The organism is Amaricoccus sp., assembly GCF_036846665.1.
Lineage (GTDB): Bacteria > Pseudomonadota > Alphaproteobacteria > Rhodobacterales > Rhodobacteraceae > Amaricoccus.
This window is the reverse complement of the sequence record NZ_DAIUBO010000078.1, coordinates 1-16251: the sequence shown is the minus strand read 5'-3', so window position 1 is coordinate 16251 and position 16251 is coordinate 1. Positions and strand designations below refer to the sequence as shown.

The following is a 16251-nucleotide window of genomic DNA, read 5'->3' as shown; positions in this document are numbered from 1 at the left end:
AAGGCCGGCGTGGTGGCCTCGTGCAGGCTCACCCGGCTTCTCCGATCGGCGGGGTCGCGAGATCGCCCGCGAGCACCTCGACCACGTGGCGCGCCCGGAACGCCCGCCCCTCGCGGCTCGCCTTGCCGGCCAAGTTCATCAGGCAGCCCAGATCGCCCGCCAGCACCAGATCCGCGCCGGTGGCGGCGACATGCCGCGTCTTGTCGCCGGCCATGACGTTGGAGATCTCGGGATACTTCACGCAGAACGTGCCGCCGAAGCCGCAGCAGACGTCGTTCTCCGCCATCTCGCGCAGCTCCAGCCCCGCGACGCTGGCGAGCAGCCGCCGCGGCTGTTCCCGGATGCCGAGGCTGCGCAGCCCCGAGCAGCTGTCGTGGTAGGTGACGCTGACCGGGGCCTCCTGCCCGACCTCCGTGACGCCGAGAACGTCGGTCAGGAAGGCGGTGATCTCATGCGTCCTGGCGCCGAGCGCCCGCGCCCGCCCGGCCCAGGGGTCGTCGGCCGCGAACATGCGCTCGAAATCCCGGGCGATCGTCGCCGCGCAGGAGCCCGAGGGCACCACCACATGCACGTAGCCCTCGAAGGCGGCGATGACCTGCCTCGCGATGGCCTTCGCATTCTCCCGGTCGCCCGCGTTCCAGGCCGGCTGGCCGCAGCAGGTCTGGACCGGCGGCACCTCGACCCGGCAGCCCGCGTCCTCGAGCAGCTTGACCGTCGCGAAGCCGACCGAGGGGCGGAACATGTCCACGAGGCAGGTGACGAAGAGAGCGACGCGCGGACCCGACATCACATGCTCCCCCAGTCGTTCGACCGAAACCATGAGGTACGGGATCGTTTCCGCGGAGACAAGTCACTCGCGCGACGCGGCGCGGATGTCTGAATCGAGGTGCCTGATCCGAGCCGGCACAAAATCGTAATGCGACTTCACTGATGGAGTATGATACCATACTCGGCGAATCTATAGCGTCGATTGAACTCGTCTCTTTGACTTGCCGGGGGTGGGATCCTGTCATGCGAAGAATTTCGATAGTGGTTGTTTCGATTCAAGCCATCGTTGCTGCCGCACTGCTTGTCGCTAGTGTCGCGTCTGCACAGGTGCCGCCGCATGTGCCCGGTACAATCTGCTTCACGCCCACGTTCTGGTGCTGGGCTCAAAAGCCGAACACGCCCAACAAACCTTGCTCCTGCGTCGGGAGCGATGGCTATGTAGTCAGCGGCGTGTTGGGCTAGCCCCACCGAAACCGGGAGGTTCTCATGAGCCGATTGCTCGGTGACTTGCTCGACGATGCGCGCTTGGTTGCCTCTTTCGGGCAGCGTGCAGGAGTGCTCCGTGAAAGCGGCCTGTTCGAAGCCTTGCATCGTGCCGATGCCGCCCCTCAACTCGATTGGTCAAGCGAAGAAGTAATCGACCTGCAGCGCGAGATGAATTCAGCGGTGGTGGCGATCCGGCCGGTAACGCTGGTCGACCTCAAGAACGGTTTCGATCCCTTTCGCCGGGCGGCCAAGGACGGACAGGGCGGGAGGAACTGGCTGCGGATCACACTGATGGTGCTGGCCGCTCTATTGACGCTGACATGCGGCTACTTCACTATCTGGCAGAAACGTGCGTCGGACGTCCTAATGGAGTTGGCCGCGGGCAAGGCCGAAAGCCAGCGTGCCATCGTGGAAGAACTTCTACCGCTGGTCGACCAGTTCAAGGCCACAGGCAGCCCCCCTGACCTAGACGACGCCGGCAGCCTGACCCGCGCCGCGTTTCGCCAAAAGATGGAAGACGCCCAGCGCATCGCGCTCGACATCGTCGTCGATACCAGGCGCTACAATCAGACGTTGGAGTCTTTCAACCCGTTCAACCGAGTCATCGACCCCATCAAACGAATCGTCTCTCCGCCGCCACCTGAGGGAACGCGACAAGCGCCGCCGATCCAGCAGGACAATGGCGAAACCGCGGCACAGCTTGTCGCCTCCAAAGAAGAGGCCCCGGTACTTCCAGTCGAAGCAATGCCCTCCCTGCCGAAATGGCTGGAAGCCTACGGCCACTGCCTTGGGATCTCTGCGTCCGGTCCCACGGCAAACATAGTGAATACCGCAGAGGTTCCCGACCCGAGAGGGACCTTTCACTTCGGCGAACTCGTCGCCACCGATGTCGAACTGATTCAGCAGGTGCGCTGCCTCGTGGGGCTTCAGGACATCGAGAGTCGTAACAGCCAGAACCGAATTACCGATCCTCAAGACATGCGGGATTGGGTCGACACGCTCTCGAACTGGATCCTTCCGTCACTCTACGGCATGCTCGGCGCGGTAATCTATCACCTTCGGGTCTGCCTCAATCCGTTGCGTCCCGACCCCAAGCCGGTCCAGGCGGCGATGCGGGTATTCCTCGGCGGATTCGCCGGCGTGGCGATCGCCTGGTTCTGGGGCCCCTCTGTCATCAACGGCCTGGCGATCTCGGAGGTTTCGCCATCGGAATTGACCGATGTATCGCTCACGGCGCACAATCAGGTGTCGCTGACCGCGCTCACTGTTGCGTTTCTCGTCGGTTTTGGCATTGACGTGTTCTTCTCGCTGCTCGATCGATTGGTTACAGTCTTCAACTCAATGATCGACAATATCGGAACCACTTCCACATAGGAGGTGCAACTCCGGCAAACCCTTGCCTCCCGGTGATTCGTGCTTCACGTCGCGCCCGGGATGCGCTATGCGGCGCGCCTGCGGTCCTACACCCTTGGAGGAGGACCGCCAATGCAACCAGGAGTGAGCCAGATGGCAGAGACACCCGTTCTCGAAGCCGCGGCGCGCGCAGGGGTCGGCAAGGGGGCCGCCCGCACTGCCCGTCGCGAAGGATACGTCCCCGGCGTGATCTACGGCGGCGGCGAAGCGCCGCAGACGATCAACATCGCCTATAATACCCTCATCAAGCAGCTGAAGGCCGGCCGGTTCCTCTCGACGCTGCTCAATGTCAGGGTCGACGGCACGGACAACAACGTCATCTGCCGCGGCGTGCAGCGCGACGTGGTCAAGGACAAGCCCACCCATGTGGATTTCCTGCGCCTGACCGAGAAGTCGCGCATCAGCCTCTATATCCCGGTCGAGTTCATCAACCGCGAGCTCTCGCCCGGCCTCAAGCGCGGCGGCGTGCTGACGGTGGTGCGCAACGAGGTCGAGCTGGTGGTGACCGCGGGCGAGATCCCCGAGAAGATCGTGCTCGATCTGGCGGGCACCAACATCAACGACACGCTGCATATCTCGAACGTCGAGCTGCCGGCGGGCGTGCGCCCGACCATCACCGACCGCGACTTCGTCATCGCCAATATCCAGGCGCCGTCCGGGCTGCGTTCCGAGGAGGACGAAGCCGGGGCCGAAGGCGCGGAAGAGGGCGAAGCGGACTGATCCGCGCCGCGGACGACATCGGATCGGGACACGCCGCGGGATCGCTTCCGCGGCGTGTCCTTTTTGCGGGAGCAATGCGATGAAACTCCTCGTGGGGCTCGGCAATCCGGGGGCGAAATACGCCCGGCACCGGCACAATATCGGCTTCATGGCGGTGGATGCCATCGCGGCCGCACCGGGCTTCACCCCCTGGCGGAGCAAGTTCCAGGGGCAGGTGAGCGAGGGGCGGCTGGGTCCGGAGAAGGTCCTCCTGCTGAAGCCCGGGACCTTCATGAACCTCTCGGGGGACAGCGTGCAGGCGGCGGCGCGGTTCTACCGGATCGAGCCGGCCGATATCATCGTCTTCCACGACGAGCTCGACCTCGCGCCCGGCAAGATCCGGGTGAAGACCGGCGGCGGCCATGCCGGCCACAACGGGCTGCGCTCGCTCGACGCCCATATCGGCCCGGATTTCACCCGCGTGCGCCTCGGGATCGGCCATCCCGGCGACAAGCGGTTGGTCACGAACCACGTGCTCGGCGATTTCGCCAAGGCGGAGGCGGAATGGCTCGAGCCGCTGCTGGCGGGGATCGCCGAGGCGGCGCCCGAGCTCCTGGCCGGCGAGCCGGCGCGCTTCATCGAGACGGCGACGCGGCATCTGCCGAAGCCCGAGAAGCCGGAGCCGCGTGCCGGGACGCCGAAGCAGGAGCCGGCGCCGGCGCCAGAGGCGGCGCCGGAGGCCGACGACCCGAGGAGCCTGCTCCAGAAGCTCGCGGATCGGTTCCGGTGACGACGCGCGGTGCCGCGCCCTGATCGCCGGCCGCCTGCGCGCCGGATCGGGGCACGCCCCGGTCCGGTCGGTCTTCCCGGATGTCGTTGGCAGCGGACGCTTCAGCCGTCCTTGCGGAAGAACTTCTTCTCGCGCGGCTTGCCGTCCCAGCCGGTCTTGGCACGCGGTTTCTCGTCGCGGTCCTCGGCCCGGCCCCGCTGGTAGGGCTTGCCGCCGCCCTCGCGATCGCCGCGATAGGGCTTGGCGCCGCCCTCGGCGCGCATCGGCCGGTGGTCCTCCTCGCGATGCTCCCATTTCCGGAGCAGGCGCGTGTCGAAGCTGTCCCGACCGATCTCGCCCTCGTGGCACCAGACGCAGGCCACCTGATCGTTGTCCACGGCCTCGACCGCCATGCGCATCGAACCCGAGGTTAGGGTCACCAGATCCCCGACCTGAAGCTTGTCCATACCGTAACGTACCTTCGTCTCCGGGAGCCCCGCCCCCGCCCGGCGGATCGGCCGCCTCCGCGCCTTCCCTACGCCGCCGCAGCCCGGGCGGCAAGCCGGGCGTGGTGCGGGCTCACATCGAGTTGCTCCGGCCCCTCGTTGGCTCCGGAGCGCCGTCGTCGAGCAGGTCCTCGATGAAGAGGCTCAGGAGCTGCGTGCGGCCCGAGACGCCGGCCTTGCGGTAGATCGCGTTGGAATGCGCCTTGACCGTGCCCTCGCTGGTCTGGCGGAGCCGCGCGATCTCGGCGATGCTCATCCCCTTGATGGTGAACCAGGCCACGTCGCGCTCGGAGCGCGTCAGGCCCCATTGCACGAACCGCTCGTCGAGCAGGTCGGCGAAGGCGCCGGAGACCGCGCGCAGCCGGGTCTCGATGTCGCGGTTGCGCAGGATCGTGCGGATCAGGAGCGCCGTGCCGAGCCCGACGCCGAGGACCAGCCCCAGGCTGGCGCCGATCTCGAGCAGCTCGCGGGTCTGCCAGCTCAGGGGCGCGCGCTGGAAGCCGATGATGCCGGCGGCGATGTCCCAGACGAAGAAGAGCGTGCAGAGGATCTGGATCGCCACCACCAGCACGAGCGCGATCGTGGCCGGCGGGCGCCCGCGCATCGGTCAGAGATGCCCCGCGACCGCGGCCGCGCCGCCGGCGGAAGCGCCCGGAGCCGGTCTCACGCAGCGGCGCGGGAAGGTCGCGACGCCATCACCCGTCCGTCCTGGAAGCGCCGTCGTCATCGCTGCCGCCGCCGCCCGAGTCGCCGCCGTCCGAGTTGCCGCCGTCGTTCCCGCCGCCGCCCGAGTCGCCGCCGCCGTCCGAGTCGCCGCCGTCGTTCCCGCTGCCGCTGTCAGAATCGCCGCCACTGTCAGAGCCGCCGCCGGCGTTCCCGCCACCGCCATCGGAGCTGCCACCGTCGTCGTTCCCGCCGCCGCCATCGGAGCCGCCACCGTCGCTCCCGCCGCCGCCGCCATCGGAGCCGCCACCATCGCTCCCGCCGCCATCGGAACCGTCGCCGCCGTTTCCGCCGCCGCCGTCGGAGCTGCCCCCGCCGTCGTTGCCGCCGCCGCTGTCGTTCCCGCCGCTGTCGTCGTTCCCGGCGCTGCCGCCGGAACCGGCGCCGGTGTCGCCGCCTCCCCTGTCGTCGGCGGCGTTGTCGGTGCCTCCGCGATCGTTGCCCTGGCCGCCGTCGCTCCCGCCGCCGGATCCGCCGCCCGGTGCGGCGCCGCCGCTTTCGCCGGATGCCGAGGCCGTGCCGCCGCTGCCGCGACCGGCGTCACGCCCGTTGCGGCTGGCGCCCTGGCCCTGCCGGCCGGAGTCGCTCGCCGCATTTTGCCTGCCATTGCCGCCTCCGACTTCATGCCCGACGGCATCCTCGCTCTCTTCCGCTCCGCTCCTGGTCTTGCCCGCCGTTTTCGGGCCGGGGGCGGGGTTTCTCTTCGCCGGCGCCACCGCTGGATCGCGCCGCAGCAGGCGCCCGAGTCCCTTCAGCCCGGTCGCATCCGGTGTCGTCGCATCCTGCACCAGATCGCGGCGAATCTCGCCGGTGACACGGTCGAAGACGATCTCGCGCCGCAGGTCGCCGTTCTCGGCCTCGATCCTGATGCGGCCGAGCCAGGTCCGCCGCACCTCGACGATCCGGTATCCCTCGGCCTGGAGCTCGGTCGCGATTTCCTGCAGCGGTTCGGCGACGGCCTCCGGGGCCGTGGCGAGCGCGGTGGCGAGGGCAAGGAGGCTCCCAAAGAGAATCCGGCGCGGCATGGTTCGTTCCGATCACCCTAGCACGCGGACGGCCCCGCCCGGAATAGTCCGGGCGAGGCCACCGCAACTCGTAAACCGCGGCCGACCCTGGCTTTCGGCCCGGGTCGGCCGCATACCCCTCAATCGATATACCCCTTACTCGTCGGAAACGGACCGGCCCGCCCCGGCGCCCACGCGCGCCATCCGCAAGGATCGGCACCACACGCTCGCAGGACCGACTAGACACGCCCGCCCTCGCCTTGGCGATTGGCCGGAGGTTCAGTTTCCGCGCATTCTGCGCCGCGCATAGCCCCCTAAACCAAAGGCATAGGCCCGATCAGAGCCCGGTGCCGAGCGCTTCGGCCACGGTGAAGATGTCCTTGTCGCCGCGGCCGCACATGTTCATGACCAGCAGGTGGTCCGGGGGCAGATCCGGCGCGATCCTGGCCACATGCGCCAGCGCATGCGCCGGTTCGAGTGCGGGGATGATGCCCTCGGTGACGCAGGCGAGCTGGAACGCCTCCAGCGCCTCGGCATCGGTGACGCTGACGTATTCCACCCGGCCGACATCGTGCAGCCAGGCGTGCTCCGGGCCGATGCCGGGATAGTCGAGGCCGGCCGAGATCGAATGGCCCTCGAGGATCTGGCCGTCGGCGTCCTGAAGCAGATAGGTGCGATTCCCGTGCAGGACCCCGGGCCGGCCGCCGGTCAGCGAGGCGGCGTGCTCCATGCGCTCGTCGACGCCGTGGCCGCCGGCCTCGACGCCGATGATCCGCACTTCCGGGTCGTCGAGGAAGGGGTGGAAGAGCCCCATCGCGTTCGAGCCGCCGCCGATGCAGGCGACGAGGGTGTCGGGCAGCCGGCCCTCGCGGTCGAGCATCTGCGCGCGGGTCTCCTTGCCGATGATCGACTGGAAATCGCGCACCATCGCCGGATAGGGATGCGGCCCCGCCACGGTGCCGATGCAGTAGAAGGTGTCGCGCACATTGGTCACCCAGTCGCGCAGCGCCTCGTTCATCGCGTCCTTGAGCGTGGCGCGGCCCGCGGTCACCGGCACCACCTCGGCCCCGAGCAGCTTCATGCGGAAGACGTTGGGCTTCTGGCGCTCCACGTCGGTCGCGCCCATGAAGACCACGCATTTCAGCCCGAAGCGGGCGCAGACGGTGGCGGTCGCCACCCCGTGCTGGCCGGCGCCGGTCTCGGCGATGATGCGGGTCTTGCCCATGCGGCGGGCGAGCAGGATCTGCCCGAGCACGTTGTTGATCTTGTGCGCGCCGGTATGGTTGAGCTCGTCGCGCTTGAAATAGACCTTCGCGCCGCCGAGCCGCTCGGTGAGGCGTTCGGCGAAATAGAGCGGCGAGGGCCGGCCGACGTAATGGGTCCAGAGATCGTCCATCTCTGCCCAGAAATCCGCGTCCGTCCTGGCCGCCTCGTATTCCGCCTCCAGATCGAGGATCAGCGGCATCAGCGTCTCGGAGACGAAGCGGCCGCCGAAATCGCCGAACCGGCCGCGCTCGTCGGGGCCGGTGCGAAAGCTGTTGCGGGTCTCGTGGTTCATGGGGGAGCTCCCGTGGGATTTCCCGGGCATCCTTAAGCCGCGGGCGCGGGCCTGTCGATCACACTTCTCGCGGCGCGCCGCGGCTGGCGGGCGGTCAGGCGGGCGCCGGCACCGCCGCCTTGGCGGCGCGTACGAAGGCGGCGATCCGGTCGCGGTCCTTGTAGCCCGGCGCATATTCCACGCCGGAGGAGACATCGACCTGCCCTGCCCCGGTCAGGCGCACCGCCTCGGCGACGTTCTCGGGCGTCAGGCCGCCCGCCAGCATCCAGGGCACCTGCCAGGTCATACCCTGGAGCAGATGCCAGTCGAAGGCGACCCCGTTGCCGCCGGGCCGCTCCGCGCCCGGCATCGGCCGGGCATCGACGAGGATCTGGTCGGCGATCCGCGCGTATTCCCGGACCGCGTCGAGATCGCCTTGGTCGGCGAGCGCCACCGCCTTCATGACCGGCAGGCCGAAGCGCTGCCGGATCTCGGCGACGCGCTCGGGGCTCTCAGTGCCATGGAGCTGCAGCATGTCGATGGCGACCTCCTCGAGCAGCGCCTCGAGCAGCGCGTCCTCGGCATCGACGGTCAGGGCGACCCGGAGCAGGCCGTCGGGCGTCCCTTCGGCGATCCATTTCGCATCCGCGAGCGAAAGGCAGCGCGGCGATTTCGGGAAGAACACCAGCCCGACGTAATCGGCGCCGGATCGCGCCGCCGCCGCCACTTCGGCTCGCGAGCGCAGGCCGCAGATCTTGACCCTCATGGCCGCCCGGCCGCTCAGTTGCCCAGGAGCGCCAGAACGTCGTCCTTCGGCCGGTTGGTCTCGCGGCGCAGCCCCTCCACCTCGCGGTTGAGCTTCGCGGCCTCGCGCGCCTTGACCGCTGCGCGACGACGATGCTTGTGCTCGCGGAGATATTCCAGCAGGTAGCCCAGCACCATTCCGGTCACGATCGACAGGAGGCCGACGACGAAGAGCGGCAGCTCCAGCATCGCGCCCGGGCTCAGCCGGTCGAGGCCCTCGGGCAGGAGGCGCACCGTCACCGGGTCGCGATTCGCCAGCGCGAGCACCACGATCCCGAGCAGGATCAGACCGAGCAGAATAGACTTGATGACGCGCATGAACGCCCCCCGTGGACCGCTGAACTCTAGCCCTGATTCAGCCGGTCGCGCAACAGCTTGCCGGTCTTGAAGAAGGGAACGTGCTTCTCCTCGACCTCGACGGTTTCGCCGGTGCGCGGGTTGCGCCCCAGCCGCGCCTCGCGCTGCTTGACCGAGAAGGCCCCGAAGCCGCGCAGCTCCACCCGGTTCCCGTTGGCCATGGCCTCGATGATCTCGTCGAAGACCGTCGCGACGATCCGTTCCACGTCGCGCTGGAAGAGATGGGGGTTCTCCTCCGCGATCTTTTGCACAAGTTCCGATTTGATCATCGCCGCCCCCGAAGCCTGCGTTCTGGCATCCACGGAAGGGAACCCGCCGCCGGTCTCCCGCCCCGGTGACATTCTTGCACCAATTACCGCGTGAGGGAATAGAGCTTGGGACCCTGTCCGCGGGATATTTCCCCGAGAATCCCGCCGGTTGCCGCAATCTTGCCCAGGAACCGTGTCACACTCGGCTCGTCGTGCTCCACCGTCCAATCGCGCACAGGGAGATCGGCGACGCCACCATCGCGCGATTCGAGCCAGTCGAGCGCGGCCGCCTCGCCGCCGATCTCGTCGACCAGACCGTTCTCGAGCGCGGCGCGCCCGGTAAAGACGGCGCCGGTCGCGACATTGGCGAGGGCATTCCCCGAAAGCCCCCGCCGCGTGCCGACCAGATCGCGGAACCAGACGAAGCCGTCGGCCACCAGCGCCTCCTCGAGCGCGCGCGCCGCCGGATTCGTCGGCCGGAACGGCGAGGGCTCGGCCTTGAGCTCGGAGGAGCGGACGGTCTCGAGGCCGATGTTCAGATACTCCATGACCCCCGTGAGGTCGGGATATTCCATGATCACGCCGATGGAGCCGGTCAGGGTATTGCCGCGGCTCACGATATGGTCGGCGGCGATCGCGGCGATGTAGCCGCCCGAGGCGGCCACCTCCCCCAGGACCGCGACCACCGGCTTCTTCTCGGCGATCACGCGGATCGATTCGAAGAGCGCCTCCGACCCGGCCGTGCTGCCGCCCGGCGAGTTGATCCGCAGCAGGAGCGCGCGCACGCTGTCGGTCTCGGCGATCTCGGCCAGGAGCTCGTCGCGGTCGGGATCGTCGCCGATCATCCCGGAGACCTCGAACCGCGCCACATGCTCGCGCGGCACGTCGAGGGAATCGGAGAAGGTCAGGCCGCCGATGACCAGCGCCAGCACCGCCGCGACGAGAAAGCCGCGCCAGAAGGCCGAACGGCGCCATTTGCGGCGCCGTTCCTCGTAGAAGTCCCGTTCGAGGACGTCCATGACCTCAGTCGTTTTCGCGCTTCTTCAGCGCGGCGCCGAGGATGTCGCCGAGCGAGGCGCCGGAGTCCGACGAGCCGTATTGTTCCACGGCCTCCTTCTCCTCGGCGATCTCGCGGGCCTTGATCGACAGGCCGAGCTTGCGCGTCTTGCTGTCGATATTGGTGACCCGCGCGTCCACATGGTCGCCCCGGGTGAAGCGCTCGGGGCGCTGCTCGGCGCGGTCCCGGCTGAGGTCGGAGCGGCGGATGAAGCTCTTCATGCCGTCGTATTCGACCTCGATGCCGCCGTCCTCGATCGAGGTGACGGTGACCGTGACGATGTCGCCGCGCTTCACGCCCGCGACCGCATCGGCGAAGGGATCGCCCTCGACCGCCTTGATCGACAGCGAGATCCGCTCCTTCTCCACGTCGACGTCGGTGACGACCGCCTTGACCACGTCGCCCTTGCGGTAGTCCTGGATCGCGTCCTCGCCGGAGCGGTTCCAGTCCAGGTCGCTCAGGTGCACCATGCCGTCGATGTCGCCCTCGAGGCCGACGAAGAGCCCGAACTCGGTGATGTTCTTGATCTCGCCCTCGACCTGGGTACCGTTCGGATGGGTCGCGGCGAAGGTCTCCCACGGGTTGCCCTGGGCCTGCTTCAGGCCGAGCGACACGCGGCGCTTCTGGCTGTCGATCTCGAGCACCACCACATCGACCTCCTGGGAGGTGGAGACGATCTTGCCGGGATGCACGTTCTTCTTGGTCCAGGACATCTCCGAGACATGCACCAGCCCCTCGATGCCGGGCTCCAGCTCCACGAAGGCGCCGTAGTCGGTGATGTTGGTGACGCGGCCGGTGTGCTTGGAGCCGATCGGGAACTTGTCCTCGACCGTGTCCCAGGGATCGGCCTGAAGCTGCTTGACGCCCAGCGAGATGCGCTGGGTCTCCTTGTTGATCTTGATGATCTGCACCTTCAGCGTCTCGCCGATGGTGACGATCTCGGAGGGATGGTTTACCCGCCGCCAGGCCATGTCGGTGACGTGAAGCAGGCCGTCGACACCGCCCAGATCGACGAAGGCGCCGTATTCGGTGATGTTCTTGACGACACCGTCCACCGCCTCGCCCTCGGTCAGGCGCGCCACGATCTCCGCGCGCTGCTCGGCGCGGCTCTCCTCCAGCACCGCGCGGCGGGAGACGACGATATTGCCGCGGCGGCGGTCCATCTTCAGGATCTGGAAGGGCTGGGGCATGTGCATCAGCGGCCCGGCGTCGCGCACGGGGCGCACGTCGACCTGGCTGCCCGGAAGGAAGGCCACGGCGCCGCCGAGATCGACGGTGAAGCCGCCCTTGACGCGGCCGAAGATCGCGCCCTCGACGCGCTCCTCCTTGCCGAAGGCCTTTTCGAGCCGGTCCCAGGCCTCTTCGCGGCGGGCCTTCTCGCGGCTGATGACCGCCTCGCCGCGGGCGTTCTCGACCCTGTCGAGATAGACCTCCACGACGTCGCCGACCTTGATCTCGGGCGCCTTGCCGGGAGCGGCGAATTCCTTGAGATCGACGCGGCCTTCCATCTTGTAGCCGACGTCGATGATGGCCTGTCCGGCCTCGATCGCGAGCACGGTGCCCTTGACGACCGACCCCTCGTCGGGGGTTTCGAGCTCGAAGCTCTCGTTGAGCAGGGCCTCGAAATCTTCCATGGTTGCCGCAGCTGGCATGCATTTCTCCAGGTTCGTGTTTCTGGCCGGGCGGTTGGCTCCGCCGGTCTATGGGCTGGGCCGCAGCGGCCCGAAAAACCAACGATCAGCGCGGGGCTCTCACGCCCCACCCTGCGGTAGCCGGCTCTTCACATGGGCGATCGCTGCAGCGACGGCCGCGTCTATAGACAGATCCGTGGTATCGAGCAAGAGCGCATCGGCGGCCGCCGCCATCGGCGCCGCGTCCCGGCCCGCGTCCCGCGCGTCGCGGGCGCGGATCTCCGCCAGCACCTGCCCGAGGCTCTGGCGCCCGTCCATCTCGGCGGCGCGCCGCCGGGCGCGGACCTCGTCGCTGGCGGTGACGAAGAGCTTGGCCTCGGCATTGGGCGCGATCACCGTGCCGATGTCGCGCCCGTCGAGCACCGCCCCGCCCTCCCGGCGCGCGAAGCGCTTCTGGAAGTCGAGCAATGCCGCGCGCACCTCCGGCAGCGCCGCGACCTTGGAGGCCGCCGCCGAGGCGCGGGCGCTGCGCAGGGCCGGCCGCTCCAGGTCGTCCGGCTCCAGGCGCCGGGCGATCTCGGCCGCCCAATGCGGGTCGATCACCCCGCGCCCGTCCTCGAGCGCCTGCACGCCCACCGCCCGGTAGAGCAGCCCGGTATCGAGATAGGCGAGGCCCAGTTCCGCGGCCACCGCCCGCCCGATCGTGCCCTTGCCGGCCGCCGCCGGCCCGTCGATCGCCACCGTGAACTTCATCGCGACACACTCCATGGCTGCGGCCGTCGATCGGGCGCCCGTTCCGCCGTCACGCCGTCATCTCCGGATCGCCCGCTTCGGCCTGCGGCAGCCCGTCGGCGATCTCGTAATGATCGCCCTTGCCCGCCACGTGGATGTGCCCCTCGAGGCGCAGTCCCGTGGGCAGATCGAGGGTTCCGGCGAAGATGGAAATCCATCCCGAGCCCGGCTGCTCCCAGAAGAGGTTCGAGCCGCAGCGCGCGCGAAAAGCCGCGCCAGGCCTCCGGGCTCGAGGCAAACCAAGTCACGTCGCCGGCGATCGCCACATCGTCCCGCCGCGCCGCGGTCGCCGCGACATGGTGGCCCGAGCTCCGCCGGCACTGCCGGCAATGGCAGGCCACCACGCCGCGGAGCGGTCCGGTCACGCGGTAGCGCACCGCGCCGCAGAGGCAGCCGCCGGACCGGGCCGTGCTCACGCGGCGATGTCCGCGCCGAGCCGGCGCATCAGCGCCAAGAAGCCCGGGAAGCTCGTCGCGATCGGCGCGCTGTCGTCGACCCGGATCGGCGCCTGCGCGGCGAGGCCGAGGCAGAGGAAGGACATGGCGATGCGATGGTCGAGCCGGCTGGAGACGGTCGTGCCCCCGGCGACGCCGCGGGGTCCGCGGCCGTGCACGATGAGGTAATCCGTACCCTCCTCGATCCGGATGCCGCAGGCCTCGAGCCCGCGCGCCATGGCGTCGATGCGGTCGCATTCCTTGACCCGCAGCTCCCGGATGCCGCGCATCACCGTCGGCCCGTCCGCGAGCGCGGCTAGGGCGGCGAGGATCGGGTATTCGTCGATCATCGAGACCGCGCGCTCGGGCGGCACCTCGATGCCGGTGAGTTCGGAGAAGCGCACGCGCAGGTCGGCCATGGGCTCGCCGCCCTCCTCGCGGCGGTTGGCGAAATCGATGCGCGCGCCCATCTCGACGAGCGTCTCGTAGAGCCCGGCGCGCGTGGGGTTCAGCCCGATGCCCGGAACGGTGATGTCGGAGCCCTCGACCATCAGCGCCGCCGCCACCGGGAAGGCGGCGGAGCTGGGGTCGCGCGGCACCGAGATCGCGCGGCCCTGGAGCTCCGGCTGGCCGGTCAGGGTGATGACCCTTCCCTCGGTGCTGGTCTCCACCGCGACCGTCGCGCCGAAGCCCGCCAGCATGCGCTCGGTGTGGTCGCGGGTCGGCTCGCGCTCGATCACCACCGTCTCGCCCGGCGCGTTCAGCCCGGCGAGCAGCACCGCGGATTTCACCTGCGCCGAGGGCATCGGCGTGGTGTAGGTGACCGGCACCGGGTTCGCGGCACCGGTGAGCGCGATCGGCAGCCGCCCGCCGCGCCGGCCGCGCGCCTGCGCCCCGAAGAGCGCGAGCGGGTCGATCACCCTCCCCATGGGGCGCCCGCGCAGGCTGGCGTCGCCGGTGAAGACCGCCGTGAGGTCGCTCGTGGCCATCGCGCCCATGATCAGGCGGACGCCGGTGCCGGAATTGCCGCAATCGATCACGTCCTCGGGCTCGTGGAAGCCGCCGACGCCGACGCCCTGCACCAGCCATTCGCCGTCCGCCAGCCGCTCGACGCCCGCGCCGAAGGCCCGCATGGCGCGGCCGGTGTCGAGCACGTCCTCGCCTTCGAGCAGGCCGAGGATGCGGGTCTCGCCGATGCTGAGCGCCCCGAGGATCAGCGCGCGGTGCGAGACCGACTTGTCGCCGGGCACCTCCGCCATGCCCCTGAGCGGCCCGGCCGCCCGGGATTCCATCGGCATGGGTTCGCCGCCGTGGGACATCGCTTCGCCTCCTCGTTCCGTCGCGGTCTCTTAGGCGATCGGCGCGGGGCGGTCCACTGGCGGCGGCAAGAGCCTCCCCCGGCGCCCCGGATGTGCTAGGCTGGGCCGCGGCAACCGGTCTCAAGGGGAACGACATGGGCTATCTGACGATCACCACCTGGGAACTCTCGGACGGCGCGGATTGGGAGACCAACCTGCGCAGCGTGCGCGAGCAGCGGCTCCCGGCGCTGAAGGCGATGGGGGCGACCAGGGTCACGCTTGTCCGCACCAGCAGCCGCACCACCGCCGCGATCTCGGAATGGCCCGACGAGCAGACCCGGGACGACGCGATGCATCTCATCGCCGAGGTGCGGCGCAAGGTGCAGGCGGTGGACGGCTTCCGCCTGACCGGCGAGATGAAGGGCACGGTGGTGGCGGAGGTGTGAGGACGGGCGGCGGCCGCGCGCCCCATGGCCGGCCTGATGCTCCAGGGGGCGCTGCTGGGGCTCGGCGCCACCCTTCTCTTCGATCTCTGGCAAGCGGGGCTGGCGCGGGCGACCGGCCAGCCGCCGCCGAACTGGGCGCCGGTCGGGCGCTGGTTCCGGCATCTCGCCCGAGGCAGGGTGTTCCACGCGGATATCGGCGCGGCCGAGCCCTGGCGGCACGAGCGCGCGCTCGGCTGGGCCGGGCATTACGCGGTCGGGCTGGTCTACGGGGTCGCCTTCGCGCTGATCGTCGGCCCCGGCTGGCTGGCGGCGCCGCGCCTGCTGCCGGCCTGGATCTTCGGGATCGCCACCCTCGCCTTCGGCTGGTTCCTGCTCCAGCCCGGGCTCGGGCTGGGCTGGGCGGCCTCGAAGGCCCCGAACCCGGCGAAGCTGCGGATCCTGAACCTCGCCGGGCATACGGTCTTCGGGCTGGGGCTCTGGCTGACCGGGCTGGTGATCGCATAGGTGCGCGCGCGCACGAAGGGCCATGCCATTGAAACGGATTGATTTTCCCGGATCCGTTAACCCGATTTCAACCGGTGCGCGCGCCGCGGCCGGAGCGGGCCGCCGGATGCTTGCGCCGCGGGCCGGAGGGGCGGATACTTGCGGCACAACAGGGGAGGAGACGGCCATGGCGCTCTTCGAGAAGATGAATGCCGCGATCGCGATGAAGGACGCGGAGGCCTATCTCGCGCTCTATGCCGACGACGCGGTCTTCGTGCGGCACCAGACCGGCACGGAGATGGACAAGGCGCAGTTCGGCGAGATGATCCGCAGGATGGTGGCCGACGAGCGCATGGTGATGGGCGCGCGGCGCTGCCTCTACGAGAACGGCGACATCCTGGTGGTGCATTCGGTCAACGACTATCCCGACGGCACAAGGGAGGCGGTGCTGATGGCCTGCATGCTGAAGGACGGCAAGATCGCCCGCGTCGAGACCGGGGCGACTCCGCTGGCGAGATAGTCCTCGGCGCCGCCGCCGGCCTGCTCGGCCTCAAAGTCTAGCGGGATCAAGGGTTAACGTGGCTTCGTCGTGGCTTGAACCGGGCTGGAAGGCGGCTGGGATGCGGCAAGCCATCTTTTCATGAGTCCCTAACGGTTAACGCGGAACGGGGCCGGCGCGTCGGCGCGATGCGGTCGGCGGGTCACGGCGCGGGCTGGGAAACGTCGTAGAGGCGGGGTTGGTGGCGCGCCGGCTCGGCCCGCAGGTGCCGCTCGTCGCGGCCGAGGGCGAGGCGCT

At 69.3% G+C, this 16251-nt stretch carries 19 protein-coding genes; 6 read left to right on the top strand and 13 right to left on the bottom strand.

Annotated elements, in window-relative coordinates; genetic code table 11:
- Positions 1-28 precede the first annotated feature (28 nt).
- The gene (locus V7050_RS09610) at positions 29-787 is read right to left on the bottom strand and encodes a (Fe-S)-binding protein (protein WP_324365348.1); all 759 of its coding nucleotides are present in this window, start codon (positions 785-787) and stop codon (positions 29-31) included.
- A 467-nt stretch (positions 788-1254) separates the two neighbouring features.
- On the opposite strand from V7050_RS09610, the gene V7050_RS09605 reads away from it, so the two are divergent.
- The 3 genes from V7050_RS09605 to pth all read left to right on the top strand — a co-directional run bounded on the left by V7050_RS09605 (position 1255) and on the right by pth (position 4156).
- The gene (locus tag V7050_RS09605; RefSeq protein ID WP_324365349.1) at positions 1255-2628 is read left to right on the top strand and encodes a hypothetical protein; all 1374 of its coding nucleotides are present in this window, start codon (positions 1255-1257) and stop codon (positions 2626-2628) included.
- A 132-nt stretch (positions 2629-2760) separates the two neighbouring features.
- A complete protein-coding gene (locus tag V7050_RS09600) occupies positions 2761-3387 on the top strand; it encodes a 50S ribosomal protein L25/general stress protein Ctc (RefSeq protein ID WP_324365350.1) in 627 nt (208 codons plus the stop codon).
- A 79-nt stretch (positions 3388-3466) separates the two neighbouring features.
- Entirely contained in the window at positions 3467-4156 is a 690-nt protein-coding gene (pth, locus tag V7050_RS09595) for an aminoacyl-tRNA hydrolase (RefSeq protein ID WP_324365351.1), read from the top strand.
- Positions 4157-4257: 101 nt separating this feature from the next.
- Here pth and V7050_RS09590 read toward each other — a convergent pair whose 3' ends face one another.
- The 12 genes from V7050_RS09590 to aroA form a co-directional block, all read right to left on the bottom strand.
- Entirely contained in the window at positions 4258-4602 is a 345-nt protein-coding gene (locus V7050_RS09590; RefSeq protein ID WP_324365352.1) for a hypothetical protein, read from the bottom strand.
- Between the two features lie 112 nt (positions 4603-4714).
- Positions 4715-5245, bottom strand: coding sequence for a helix-turn-helix transcriptional regulator (locus tag V7050_RS09585; RefSeq protein ID WP_324365353.1), 531 nt, complete (start codon positions 5243-5245; stop codon positions 4715-4717).
- A gap of 91 nt (positions 5246-5336) precedes the next feature.
- Entirely contained in the window at positions 5337-6389 is a 1053-nt protein-coding gene (locus tag V7050_RS09580; protein WP_324374051.1) for a hypothetical protein, read from the bottom strand.
- A 316-nt stretch (positions 6390-6705) separates the two neighbouring features.
- Complete coding sequence (gene trpB / locus V7050_RS09575) at positions 6706-7926, bottom strand: tryptophan synthase subunit beta (RefSeq protein ID WP_324365355.1); 1221 nt, start codon at positions 7924-7926, stop codon at positions 6706-6708.
- Positions 7927-8020: 94 nt separating this feature from the next.
- Positions 8021-8671, bottom strand: coding sequence for a phosphoribosylanthranilate isomerase (locus tag V7050_RS09570; RefSeq protein WP_324365356.1), 651 nt, complete (start codon positions 8669-8671; stop codon positions 8021-8023).
- A 14-nt stretch (positions 8672-8685) separates the two neighbouring features.
- Positions 8686-9027, bottom strand: coding sequence for a LapA family protein (locus V7050_RS09565; protein WP_324365357.1), 342 nt, complete (start codon positions 9025-9027; stop codon positions 8686-8688).
- 26 nt (positions 9028-9053) lie between these two features.
- The gene (gene ihfB, locus V7050_RS09560) at positions 9054-9335 is read right to left on the bottom strand and encodes an integration host factor subunit beta (RefSeq protein WP_324365358.1); all 282 of its coding nucleotides are present in this window, start codon (positions 9333-9335) and stop codon (positions 9054-9056) included.
- A gap of 83 nt (positions 9336-9418) precedes the next feature.
- On the bottom strand, positions 9419-10333 hold the full coding sequence (gene sppA, locus V7050_RS09555) for a signal peptide peptidase SppA (protein WP_324365359.1): 915 nt from the start codon (positions 10331-10333) through the stop codon (positions 9419-9421).
- Between the two features lie 4 nt (positions 10334-10337).
- On the bottom strand, positions 10338-12023 hold the full coding sequence (gene rpsA, locus V7050_RS09550; RefSeq protein WP_324365360.1) for a 30S ribosomal protein S1: 1686 nt from the start codon (positions 12021-12023) through the stop codon (positions 10338-10340).
- A 99-nt stretch (positions 12024-12122) separates the two neighbouring features.
- Entirely contained in the window at positions 12123-12755 is a 633-nt protein-coding gene (gene cmk / locus V7050_RS09545; protein ID WP_324365361.1) for a (d)CMP kinase, read from the bottom strand.
- Positions 12756-12804: 49 nt separating this feature from the next.
- Positions 12805-13032, bottom strand: a complete 228-nt coding sequence (locus V7050_RS09540; RefSeq protein ID WP_324365362.1) for a GFA family protein — start codon at positions 13030-13032, stop codon at positions 12805-12807.
- A 174-nt stretch (positions 13033-13206) separates the two neighbouring features.
- A complete protein-coding gene (gene aroA, locus V7050_RS09535) occupies positions 13207-14547 on the bottom strand; it encodes a 3-phosphoshikimate 1-carboxyvinyltransferase (protein WP_324365363.1) in 1341 nt (446 codons plus the stop codon).
- A gap of 134 nt (positions 14548-14681) precedes the next feature.
- On the opposite strand from aroA, the gene V7050_RS09530 reads away from it, so the two are divergent.
- The 3 genes from V7050_RS09530 (at position 14682) to V7050_RS09520 (ending at position 15975) form a co-directional block, all read left to right on the top strand.
- A complete protein-coding gene (locus V7050_RS09530; protein ID WP_324365364.1) occupies positions 14682-14972 on the top strand; it encodes a hypothetical protein in 291 nt (96 codons plus the stop codon).
- Positions 14973-14996: 24 nt separating this feature from the next.
- The gene (locus V7050_RS09525; protein ID WP_324365365.1) at positions 14997-15476 is read left to right on the top strand and encodes a DUF2938 domain-containing protein; all 480 of its coding nucleotides are present in this window, start codon (positions 14997-14999) and stop codon (positions 15474-15476) included.
- Positions 15477-15642: 166 nt separating this feature from the next.
- The gene (locus V7050_RS09520) at positions 15643-15975 is read left to right on the top strand and encodes a nuclear transport factor 2 family protein (protein WP_324365366.1); all 333 of its coding nucleotides are present in this window, start codon (positions 15643-15645) and stop codon (positions 15973-15975) included.
- Positions 15976-16251 lie beyond the last annotated feature (276 nt).

Coding starts and splice junctions, on each gene's coding strand:
- V7050_RS09610 (WP_324365348.1), bottom strand. CDS start 787: ATGTCGGGTCCGCGCGTCGCTCTCTTCGTCACCTGCCTCGTGGACATG.
- V7050_RS09605 (WP_324365349.1), top strand. CDS start 1,255: ATGAGCCGATTGCTCGGTGACTTGCTCGACGATGCGCGCTTGGTTGCC.
- V7050_RS09600 (WP_324365350.1), top strand. CDS start 2,761: ATGGCAGAGACACCCGTTCTCGAAGCCGCGGCGCGCGCAGGGGTCGGC.
- pth (WP_324365351.1), top strand. CDS start 3,467: ATGAAACTCCTCGTGGGGCTCGGCAATCCGGGGGCGAAATACGCCCGG.
- V7050_RS09590 (WP_324365352.1), bottom strand. CDS start 4,602: ATGGACAAGCTTCAGGTCGGGGATCTGGTGACCCTAACCTCGGGTTCG.
- V7050_RS09585 (WP_324365353.1), bottom strand. CDS start 5,245: ATGCGCGGGCGCCCGCCGGCCACGATCGCGCTCGTGCTGGTGGTGGCG.
- V7050_RS09580 (WP_324374051.1), bottom strand. CDS start 6,389: ATGCCGCGCCGGATTCTCTTTGGGAGCCTCCTTGCCCTCGCCACCGCG.
- trpB (WP_324365355.1), bottom strand. CDS start 7,926: ATGAACCACGAGACCCGCAACAGCTTTCGCACCGGCCCCGACGAGCGC.
- V7050_RS09570 (WP_324365356.1), bottom strand. CDS start 8,671: ATGAGGGTCAAGATCTGCGGCCTGCGCTCGCGAGCCGAAGTGGCGGCG.
- V7050_RS09565 (WP_324365357.1), bottom strand. CDS start 9,027: ATGCGCGTCATCAAGTCTATTCTGCTCGGTCTGATCCTGCTCGGGATC.
- ihfB (WP_324365358.1), bottom strand. CDS start 9,335: ATGATCAAATCGGAACTTGTGCAAAAGATCGCGGAGGAGAACCCCCAT.
- sppA (WP_324365359.1), bottom strand. CDS start 10,333: ATGGACGTCCTCGAACGGGACTTCTACGAGGAACGGCGCCGCAAATGG.
- rpsA (WP_324365360.1), bottom strand. CDS start 12,023: ATGCCAGCTGCGGCAACCATGGAAGATTTCGAGGCCCTGCTCAACGAG.
- cmk (WP_324365361.1), bottom strand. CDS start 12,755: ATGAAGTTCACGGTGGCGATCGACGGGCCGGCGGCGGCCGGCAAGGGC.
- aroA (WP_324365363.1), bottom strand. CDS start 14,547: ATGTCCCACGGCGGCGAACCCATGCCGATGGAATCCCGGGCGGCCGGG.
- V7050_RS09530 (WP_324365364.1), top strand. CDS start 14,682: ATGGGCTATCTGACGATCACCACCTGGGAACTCTCGGACGGCGCGGAT.
- V7050_RS09525 (WP_324365365.1), top strand. CDS start 14,997: ATGGCCGGCCTGATGCTCCAGGGGGCGCTGCTGGGGCTCGGCGCCACC.
- V7050_RS09520 (WP_324365366.1), top strand. CDS start 15,643: ATGGCGCTCTTCGAGAAGATGAATGCCGCGATCGCGATGAAGGACGCG.